5 protein-coding genes and 1 tRNA gene are annotated in these 10,581 nt (G+C 50.3%); 5 read left to right on the top strand and 1 reads right to left on the bottom strand.

Annotation, left to right across the window (positions count from 1 at the left end):
* Positions 1–20: 20 nt before the first annotated feature.
* Positions 21–845, bottom strand: coding sequence for a thermonuclease family protein (locus D9A03_RS17800; protein ID WP_120498531.1), 825 nt, complete (start codon positions 843–845; stop codon positions 21–23).
* Positions 846–906: 61 nt separating this feature from the next.
* On the opposite strand from D9A03_RS17800, the gene pip reads away from it, so the two are divergent.
* The 5 genes from pip to D9A03_RS17825 all read left to right on the top strand — a co-directional run.
* Entirely contained in the window at positions 907–1,863 is a 957-nt protein-coding gene (gene pip, locus D9A03_RS17805; protein WP_174233663.1) for a prolyl aminopeptidase, read from the top strand.
* A gap of 450 nt (positions 1,864–2,313) precedes the next feature.
* Positions 2,314–4,320, top strand: coding sequence for a CAP domain-containing protein (locus tag D9A03_RS20230; RefSeq protein WP_162938227.1), 2,007 nt, complete (start codon positions 2,314–2,316; stop codon positions 4,318–4,320).
* Positions 4,321–4,807: 487 nt separating this feature from the next.
* Positions 4,808–4,884, top strand: a tRNA-Arg gene (locus D9A03_RS17815).
* A 137-nt stretch (positions 4,885–5,021) separates the two neighbouring features.
* Positions 5,022–6,740 carry a ShlB/FhaC/HecB family hemolysin secretion/activation protein gene (locus D9A03_RS17820; protein ID WP_120498534.1) on the top strand — a complete coding sequence of 573 codons (1,719 nt, stop codon included), beginning with the start codon at positions 5,022–5,024 and terminating at the stop codon, positions 6,738–6,740.
* A gap of 9 nt (positions 6,741–6,749) precedes the next feature.
* Positions 6,750–10,581: hemagglutinin repeat-containing protein (locus D9A03_RS17825; RefSeq protein ID WP_120498535.1), on the top strand; the 3,832-nt coding region annotated here is incomplete at its 3' end.

Genomic DNA, 10,581 nt, shown 5'->3' on the forward strand with positions numbered 1-10,581 from the left:
GAATAATTATGTGGTCAAAATTACTCTGTTGACAGAAACTCTAATTGCTCTGGCCTGTAGAGAGATATCATAGGTCCGTTCTCCCAGAACAACCAGCCCCGTATTCGTACCCTTTTGCCAATCATATCCAGCAGATCTTTACCTTTATTAGTAAAGGAGAGGCGTTGGTTTTTCTCTAACTTTATTGTGAAGTCTTTCCGCCAGTCCTGCCCAAAGTTCAGATAGATCGTACCGCGTACTTCTGCTGTTTTCTGGATCGTACCTTCAATAATCTGAAAGCGATCGGTTTTGTTGTTTAGATTGTCCGTTTGTAAAACCTGAAAAGCTTTCAGACGCCATATTCCGCTCTGGCTTTGCCGGGCTTGATTTTCAATACGGAGCATTTCTTTGAGATCAGCTGAGGTGGCAGTTGTCGTCATAACTCTGCCGTAACCCTTTTCCAGAATTTCTTTTTGTATCCAGTGGCCTTCTCTGTTTTTTACCTGTGTCAGTAATCGGTCGTTTCGGTCTAGACTCAAACTGTTACTGGCGATGTAGACCTGCTGTTGACCTAGCGTTGTCTCCAGATAGCGTGTCAGCTGCTCAACAACAGGGCACACAGCAGTTAAACGTTCACAGTCCTGCGGTGTTGGCAAAAGCAGGCCTGCCAGCTTTATGATCTTGTCATCAGCAAGTCTTAGGTGGTGAGCTGATGTAATTGCTGTGACCTTAACTCGTTTGTCAAAAGTTGGCTCGAAAGAGGGAGATGTTTCTTGCGCTGCTACCAACCCGCCGAATGAAAGCCAGCTGTAAAAGAGCGGGGAAAGTAGAAAAAATCGACTGATGAAAGCTTTTAATTCAGGCATAGTCTCGTCATAGTAGGGTAGTAATCATTTTTCAACCTTTAATGGTATTTCGAGCTGCATCATGAACCCAAAAGATCTATATCCTGAAATCGAACCTTATGACATGGGCTTTCTTTCTGTTGGGGATGGGCACGAGATCTATTGGGAAGTTTCTGGTAATCCAGAGGGCAAACCAGTGCTGTTTGTTCATGGTGGCCCGGGTGCCGGTACCGGGGCGGCACATCGTCGGTTTTTTGATCCTGCGCACTATCGCATTGTATTATTTGATCAGCGCGGCTGTGGAAAATCCCTGCCGCTGGGATCGCTTGAAAATAATGACACACCTCATCTGATTGCCGATATGGAACTTGTGCGTGAAAAGCTTGGTATCGAAAGCTGGATTGTTTTTGGTGGATCATGGGGATCAACATTGTCATTGGCCTATGCACAAGCTCATCCCGAGCGTACAGATGCACTGGTTGTTCGCGGTATTTTCCTGTCCCGCCCCAAAGAGCTGGAATGGTATTTGAGTGATAAGGGTGTCGGATCGATTTTTCCAGAAGCCTATGATGATTTTATCTCTCTTTTAAATGAAGAAGAGCGCGAGGACGTTCTCGGGTCTTATTATAAACGTCTGACAGATCTGGATCCGTCGGTTCATTTGCCTGCCGCCAAGTCATGGAGCAGTTACGAAGCCAGTTGCGTGACGCTTTTGCCCAATCCGGAAATTGTCAAAGCATCTCTGGATGACGAACGCGCACTCCCCGTTGGTCGTTTGATTGCGCACTATTTTGTCAATGGATGCTTTTTGCCCGAAGGCGGATTGCTGGGCGGCATTGATCGCATCAGGAATATTCCCGCCGTTATTGTGCATGGTCGCTATGACATCGTCTGCCCTGCCTCAACAGCCTATGATCTGCACAAAGCCTGGCCCGAAGCTGAATTCAAATTTATTAATGATGCCGGGCATTCGGCCTTTGAGCCGGGGATCGCCAAAGCGTTGGTTGAGGCAATGGATAAATTTCGCGCGCTTGATTGATGCACTTTCTTGATTCGTTCGAGTAAATTTTGTCTTGCGGATTTTCTTCCGGCGAGATTTCGTCATGTGACTCGGTATCTGGCCGTGTGCCTTTTTCGGTAAAATCACGGTTACATAATTTGCGCGCGGGGTAATAGCCCCTTTTGCGTGCAAATTTTCTTCACGATGTAATCATGACGGGCTTTAAGCCGTTCGCGCCAATCGTGGCGATGAAAAGGCACGTCTGGATTAAGACACAGTTTATCTTGTGCACTGGGGTAAAATCATGATCGACAAATCGCAGTTCTGCGGTGCTTCCCGTTACATTGGTAATAATTTAGAGGCTGAAATGTGAGGAGATAAAGGCAATAAAATCCTGTTTAAGTCACAGATATACCTAGCTTTTTTCACAACATTTTTTTGCTGGTTCAGTCCATGGTTTGCACTCTTAAAAACCGAAAGGACAAACCTATGGCGAAACCGAGTGATCTCGAACAATACCAACTTGAACTTATAAACCGTGCCCGTCTTGACCCGGAAGCTGAAGCGGCAAGACTGGGCATTGACCTTAATCAAGGATTGCCTCCGGGGCAAATTTCTGGCGATAGCAAACAACCGCTGGCCTTTAACGAGCAGCTAATCGATTCCGGGCGAGCGCATTCTGACTGGATGCTGAACACCAACACCTTCAGTCACACAGGAAGTGGCGGCAGTGATCCGGGGCAACGCATGCGCGCAGCAGGGTATAGCACCCGCAATTGGGGTGAGAATATCGCCTGGCAAGGATCAACAGGCGAGATCGACAAGCCGGCAACAACCCTGAGCGAACACGATGGGCTGTTCAAAAGTTCTGGTCACCGCACCAATTTGATGAGCGATAATTTCACCGAAGTTGGTCTGGGTGTGCGCGAAGGCGATTTCACTGCGCGTAATGGTGTTTCTTATAACGCCTTGATGACCACACAAAACTTTTCAGATCAGGGCGGCGATAAATTCCTGACCGGTGTTGCCTATAAAGACAGTGATGGTGATGGCTTCTATTCCGTTGGCGAAGGTCGTGGCGGTATTAGTGTTAGCACAACACCCGTAGCAGGTGGTGAGGCAAAAAATACTCAGACTTATGAAAGCGGCGGGTATCAGAAGCAACTTGCCGATGGGGAGTATAACGTTCGTTTCTCTGGCGGTGATCTGTCCAAGTCTGTCGCCGTAGCTGTTGCATTGGCAGGGGAAAATGCCAAGGTTGATCTGGTTGGTGATGATGTCGTGCAAACATCGGTTAGTGCGACGGCGGGTGAAAACCTGATCGGGATTAACTTGTTGGGTCTTGATAACATCGATGCCACAGGGAACGAGCTGGATAATGTTCTCCAAGGCAACAAGGGCGACAATGTGCTTTCTGGTGCTGCCGGTGCTGATACCCTGAACGGCGGAGCGGGTGATGATACGCTCAAAGGCGGTGAGGGTAATGACACCGCGGTATACGACGGTAATGCCAGCGATTATGAAATCACGGAAACCGAAGACGGTCATCAAATTCGTGACCTCCGTGGTAAAGAAGGCACGGACAAGCTGATGAATGTTGAAGCTGTAAAGTTCAACGATCAGACTGTTCAGCTTTCAAATACTCAGCCGACACCCACACCTGAGCCAACTCCCGAGCCGACACCGGAACCAACTCCCGAGCCCACACCGGAACCAACTCCCGAGCCCACACCGGAACCTACTCCCGAACCGACGCCGGAACCTATTCCCGAACCGACACCGGAACCAACTCCCGAGCCCACACCGGAACCTACTCCCGAACCGACGCCGGAACCTATTCCCGAACCGACACCGGAACCTACTCCTGAGCCGACCCCGGAACCCACTCCTGAGCCAACACCGGAACCCACACCAGAACCAAGCCCGGTTACTGGAACCCGTGGTAATGATTACCTGATGGGTGAAGATGGCAATGACACCATTACCGGCCTGCGTGGTCAGGATATCCTCTGGGGACGTGGCGGTGATGACAATCTGTCTGGCGGCAGGGGTCGTGACTTCCTCTTTGGCGATGAAGGCAATGATACGCTGGATGGCGGACGAGGTCTTGATCTGCTGATTGGGGGCGAAGGCGATGACATCCTTATCGGCGGTGATGGCACCGACTATCTGTTTGGTGGTGCGGGCAAGGATACCTTTATGGTTACTTCTGACCGCGGTGTTGACCGTATCTTTGACTTCAATGCCGATGAAGGCGATGTGATCAATGTTGCTGATCTACTCGGTGATGTTGGCTACGAAGCTGGTGTTGAGGGCGATGCGCTTGAAAACTATCTGCGTGTCGATGGCAATAACCTGCTGGTCAACAATGGTGATGGCCCTTCCTGTGGTGCAGACAGCGGTTGGGACCGCGTTGCAACGGCTGACTTTGGTGGCCAGAGCCTGCAGGATCTGTTGGATAACAACAGCATCATCACCGAAACAACCACAGCTTGATCGGGTAATACCTGATTATGTGAGTGGTGAGAAAATAAATATAGCGATTTCAATTTGCTGCTACGCCCTTGTTTTATGGTGGGCCGCAAAGCGGGAAGTGTAGCTTCGCTACACAAGCAAGTCAGCACCGCCAAGGAAGGGCGAAGTGAGAAGGAGAGGCAAAGTGAGATCGCTATACGAAAACTCCCAAAGGCACCCTGTCAGTAACGTGCCTTAACTCCCGACCCCGGTAGCCCAAAACTGCCGGGGTTCTTTTTGTAGTTGCTAAGCGTAACTTTTGTTTCGTCATTGTCTTATTGGGTGTTTCAGCGTTCGTGTCGCCTATCGACACTTCTGTTTTTCGTCTTACGCCAGAATTAAGGTCAACGGCTATGTATGCTCTGATTTGAGATGTGCATTTTGTCACCAGACATACTTGAAAAAGAACAAAAGCTCCTTCGCCGCCCTCTTGGCAGAAAAGAAACTCTCAACTATACAGATACCCAGTGGTCCCGTAGCTCAGCAGGATAGAGCATCAGATTCCTAATCTGAGGGTCGCGCGTTCGAATCGCGCCGGGATCACCATTATCCCTTACATTCTCTGGAAAAACAGCCATAAATTTATCTAAAAGTCGAAACGATAGTTATTTATACCTATTGTCAAAATAGAAAAAACGCATTAATCGAACTTGCTCATAGGTTGTATTTTGAGAGTGTGATTTTTGAGCAAAGTTCTATTATCGGTATATGGTGGCTTTATTGCGCTGATTATATCGATTGATGTATTTGCGGCGACGCCCGCTGATTTACAGGTTATTCAGCAAAAACAAAGACAGATTCAGCAGCAGCGTGAAAATGAGTTGCGTGAACTGGAACGCGAGCGTCTACAAAGACAACCCGGCGGGCTAGAGTTGACTCCGTTACCTGAGAGCTTGCAAAGCGATGATCCGGCAACCTGTACAGACATTAGCCTAATAGAGGTTGAAGGTGGAGACCATCTGTCTTCTGCTGTAACCGATATTAAAAAAGATTATGAAAACAAATGCTTAACGATTGTTGATATCAACAATCTGCTCAAGAACATCACAAATTTGTTCGTCGAAGCGGGTTATGTGACAACGCGCGCCTATATCCCTGCACAAGATACATCTGACGGTGTTTTGACGGTCGAAATTATCGATGGAAAAATTAATCGCCTTGAAGAAGGCGGTGATTGGACACCGCGTTTCGAATTTCTCACGGCCTTTCCAAATCTGGAAGGGGGAATGTTGAATATCCGTGATCTCGAACAGGGGTTGGATCAGATGAATCGCCTACCGTCGAACAATGCCAAGCTGAAACTGGTGCCGGGCGAGAAGGTTGGCGAAACCATTGTTGTGATTGAGAATACAGCGGCTAAACGTATTCGACTCTCCCCCGGTCTCAGTAATTCAGGATCCAAAAGCACGGGTGAGCTACAGGGAAAATTCAATGCGCAGGCTGATAACCTGTTCGGCATTAATGATTACTGGACACTTGATTTCAGCAAGGCGTTCGCCCCGGATCAGGGATCTGACAGCAAGAGTTTTTCAGGCTTTGTATCGATTCCCTATGGGTACTGGACGCTGTCTTTATCCGGTGATTATTTCGAGTATGAAAGCGAGATCGAGGGGAGTTTCCAGACCTTTAATACCAGCGGAAACAGCCGAAGCTACAAGGCAGAGCTGGACCGCGTCATCTATCGTGACGCTGATAGTAAAACATCTGTGGCTGTCTCTCTGAGAAATAAGGAAACGCGTAATTTTATCGAAGATGCTTTGTTGGATACGTCCAGTCGCGAGCTGGCGATTTTCGGATCGCGCCTTAATCACAGCCGCCGTTTTCAGGGGGGTGTTCTGTCGGGCGATATTCAGTATCAGCGCGGGTTAAAGCTGTTTGGCGCTTTGAAGGACGAATCCGGCACCGGAAATACGCCTCGCGCCCAGTTTGATAAGCTGGATGCTTCCTTTAATTACTACCGTCCCTTTACGCTGGCTGATCAGCAACTGAGCTGGAGCAGTAACGCTGTGGCGCAGTGGAGCCCGGATACCCTTTACAGCACGGAACGCATTTCAATCGGGGGGCAATCTACGGTTCGCGGTTTCAAGGAAGGCTCTGCATCCGGTGATGTCGGGGGCTATTTGCGAAACGAGTTAAGCTGGAACCTGCCGCAAACAGGATTAAAAGTCCCGGATCATATTCTGGGACGGGCAAGCCTTTTTGCCGCCTATGACATTGGAAAAATCCGCTCTGACAAAAGTGAAGTGTTTGAACACGGCACCATGCAGGGTGCTGCTGTCGGTCTGCGCCTGAACGGTGGCTTTGCCAGTGGATCACTGGTCTGGGCACGTCCCTTGTCATCCCCCGGTTATGTGGAAAAACGCAATAACGAAGTCTATGTCGACTTCAAGGTTAATTTCTAGGTTTTTGTGATGAAAACATTTTTGAAAAATACAACGGCAATTGTTCTGAGTTTCAATCTGGCTTTTGCCCCTGTTGTGACCTCTTATGCGAACGGGATCAATGTTGATCCCGCGGCGGCGGCAGCCAATCAAGCGAATGTCACCACAGCGCCCAATGGTGTGCCGCTTGTGAATATTGCCCGTCCGTCCGGTGCCGGGGTTTCCCATAACAAATTTCTGAACTTTAACGTCACAAATCAGGGGGTTATCCTTAACAACAGTACGACGGTTGGCGTCTCTCAGCTTGGTGGGGCGCTGAACAGTAACCCCAATCTGGCAGGCACTGCAGGGGCCAGACTGATCATTAACGAAGTGACCAGCGGGAATACGTCACTGCTGGAAGGTCATACCGAGATTTTTGGCCGTTCGGCAGAATATATTCTGGCCAACCCGAACGGCATTACCTGTAGCGGCTGTGGTTTTATCAATACGCCCCGTAGCACTTTGACGACGGGAACCCCGGTTTTTGCGCCTGACGGTAATTTGCAATCCCTTTCTGTTGATCAGGGAACCATCACCATCGGTGGCACAGGGCTTGATGCCAGCAATGTTGACTACTTTGATATTGTCAGTCGATCCAGTGAGATAAACGCGGCTATTAATGCCAAGGAACTGAACATCACAGCCGGGCGCAATGATTATGACTACGCCACCCGTGCGGCCACAGCAAAGGCTGATGATGGTTCAACCCAGCCCGCCTTTGCCATTGATTCCACGGCTTTGGGTGGCATGTATGCCAACAGAATTACCCTTGTCGGGACCGAAGCCGGCGTGGGTGTCAGAGCCGCCGGGGACATGGCTGCAACCGGTGGTGACCTTAGCCTGAATGCTGACGGCACCATCAGCTTCGCCAAAGCAACTGCCAGCAATAATCTTACGGCCAATTCGGCAAACGGGGGCGTTACCCTGAATGGGAATGCTTATGGCGGCAATGGCCTTGATCTGCGGGCAGATAATGGCACCGTTACCTTTGGAACCAATACAACATCCGGGGCGCAAAACACAGTTTCTGTAAATGCAGAAAACGTGACACTTGAAGATAACGCGGCCCTTGTTGCGGGGCTGTCTGCTGATGGTAAAACCACGCAGTCCGGTAATTTGACCGCAACGGTCACGGACACGCTTCATAGTCAAAAGGGCCTGATTGCAAGTGGTGGTGATATTACCCTGAATGCTGAAAACCTGAACAATGACGAAGGCGTTGTCCTCGCCATTGATAATATTATCGTACAGGGCACCGCCGGAGGTAAAAGTCAAAGCGTCCTGAACCAATCCGGAACGATTGAAAGTAGCAAAGGTGATATCACAATCCAGACGGAAAACCTGACAAACAGGAAGAAGGTTTTCACGACCACAACAACAGAGATTTACCGTGCCAGCCGTGCCTTTAGTGGCAACAGCCACCCCGGCTGTAACTCAGTGCCGGGTGCAACAATTTCCCCCGAGGGCTGTGCCTATTTCAGCGGGCGTGAAGTCGCCCGGGTTCCCCATTGGGAAAAGAGTAATTTTACCGCCTATTACAGCGGCAGAGGTACACTCACGGACTGGGTCGTCGAGACCACGGTAGATCAGGATTCTGCCGCAGGTCTGATTTCTTCCGGCAAGGATCTTTCTATTGATGCGACAACTTTGCTGAACAGCAACAGTGATATTGCTGCCGTTAATGACATCAACCTGACGGGCACAACCTTGAACAATCAGGGAACCAAGCTAACCCGTGATTACTATGCAAACAGTACTTTCAATAAAACCACGCGCTGTTATGGAGGCGTCTGCAAGTGGCTTCCTGATGGCGGTGGCACAGCCTTGTTGGAAAGAAATGAGGTTGCTTCAATCAATTCGACCATCATGGCTGGGGGGTCTATTACGGGGGACTTTAGCGGCCAAATTGACAACACCACGATTGTGGAAACAGCGGATAGTGCCAACATCAAACGCAAAAACTATATCAGCGAAGTCGGGGGTGTAACCTCGACGCCCGGCGGTGATGTGCCCCTGCTTGATATTGCCAGCCTTGGTGATCCCGGCCCTCTTTTGGTTAAAAATCCTGACCCGAGCGCCCCCGGACCGATCATTGAATCCCGCTTTGAATTTGCCGACCTTGGCACTTTTTACGGATCAGACTATTTCCTCGAAGGAAACGGCCTGACACCTGGTGATGCCCGTTATGAAGATCTGCCGCGCCGTTTGGGCGATGCTTTCCTCGATACCCGTCTGGTCCGCGATGCCATTACCCGTAAAACCGGGGAGCGTTGGCTTAATCCTGCCGTGCAGGATGATATCGCCCAGATGAAAACCCTGCTCGATAATGGTATTGCTGAGGGCAGCGATCTGGAACTTGCTGTCGGCATCGAACTTACCACGGGCCAGATAGCGGCCCTGACCAGTGACATTGTCTGGTATGTCACGGAAATCTTCGAAGGACAGGAAGTTCTGGTCCCGCGCCTCTACCTTGCGCAAAACAGCCGCAGCAAGCTCTCGCCTAAAGGGGCGATTATTGCCGCGACAGATCAGTATTTGATTTCACGTGAAAATTCTATCCGTAACCGCGGGCACTTGAATGCGATAAACAATCTTATCCTGACCGCAGAAGAAGACATTATCAACAGCAGCGGGTCCATCCGCGCAGGTAACAATGTTCGACTGGTTGCCCAGAGCGGTAACGTGATCAATGAAACCGCGACCTATGAACTGCGCATGGATGGTACGGATGTCCAGACCGTTCGCAACGCCCGGGGCGAGATCTTTGCGGGTGGTACACTGGATGTTGTTGCTGATAGTGACATCATCATCCGCGGGGCAGACCTTGCTGCGGTTGGGGATACCACCCTTACCGCCGGAAATGATGTGCAGATCGGGTCCATCGAACTGCGGGATAAAAAGCATCACACCCACAAGGCTGGCTATACCAATATCGACAGCACGACAAATGTCGGTTCAACGGTCCTTACCGATGGCAATCTGGTTATTACCGCGGGCAAGGATGCCACGGTCAAAGGTTCTGCCGTTGCCGCCGGTCAGGACCTTACCATCCGCGCGGGGGATAATATCAATATCACCTCGGCACAGGATCAACGGACCTATGACTACAAGCTGAAAAAGAAAACCTTTGGCGGCTCGTCCTCGCGCGAAGGCAACGGCCTGAAGATCATCCAACAGGCCTCTGCCGTCGGCGCCGGGAATGATCTGGTTCTTGAATCAGGTAAAGATACAACGATAACTGCTTCTGCGCTCAACGCCGGAAATGACCTCAGCATTACGGGTGACAATGTCACCGTTGATACTGCCGAAAACTACGAATACGACTATAGCAAACGCAAGAAATCTGGCTTCTTTGCTGACGGTATGGTCTCTTCCGGCGGGGCCAGTGTTTCTGTTGGCTATCGCAAGGAAAAACACACCAAGGAAACCGAAGGTGTTACCCAGGTTATCTCGGCATTGGGGGCCGGGAATGATATTTCCATCACCGCCAGAGAGGATGCCACGGTTGATTCCGCCACGGTAAGCGCCGGGCGCGATGTGACGGTTACGGCGGCTGAAAATGTTGATTTCAAATCATCGCAGGACTTGTTTAACCGGGATGAAGAACACAAGGTCAAACAGGTTGGCCTGACCCTTTCCCTGAAACAGAACGTCACGGCGGCGGCAAAAGCCGTTGCCGGGCTGCCCAAAGCTGCCACGGCTGGCGAAGGCTCTGCCGGGGCCAAGGGGTTAACTGCGGCATCGGCTGCCTTGAAAGCGGTCAGTGCAGTTGCGGCCTTGGAAAAGGGGGCGGTTTCAGCCGAGATTTCASTGGGTGTTT

Origin of the sequence: Kiloniella sp. EL199 (genome assembly GCF_900313065.1) — a bacterium.
GTDB lineage: Bacteria > Pseudomonadota > Alphaproteobacteria > Kiloniellales > Kiloniellaceae > Kiloniella.

Coding starts and splice junctions, on each gene's coding strand:
- D9A03_RS17800 (WP_120498531.1), bottom strand. CDS start 845: ATGCCTGAATTAAAAGCTTTCATCAGTCGATTTTTTCTACTTTCCCCG.
- pip (WP_174233663.1), top strand. CDS start 907: ATGAACCCAAAAGATCTATATCCTGAAATCGAACCTTATGACATGGGC.
- D9A03_RS20230 (WP_162938227.1), top strand. CDS start 2,314: ATGGCGAAACCGAGTGATCTCGAACAATACCAACTTGAACTTATAAAC.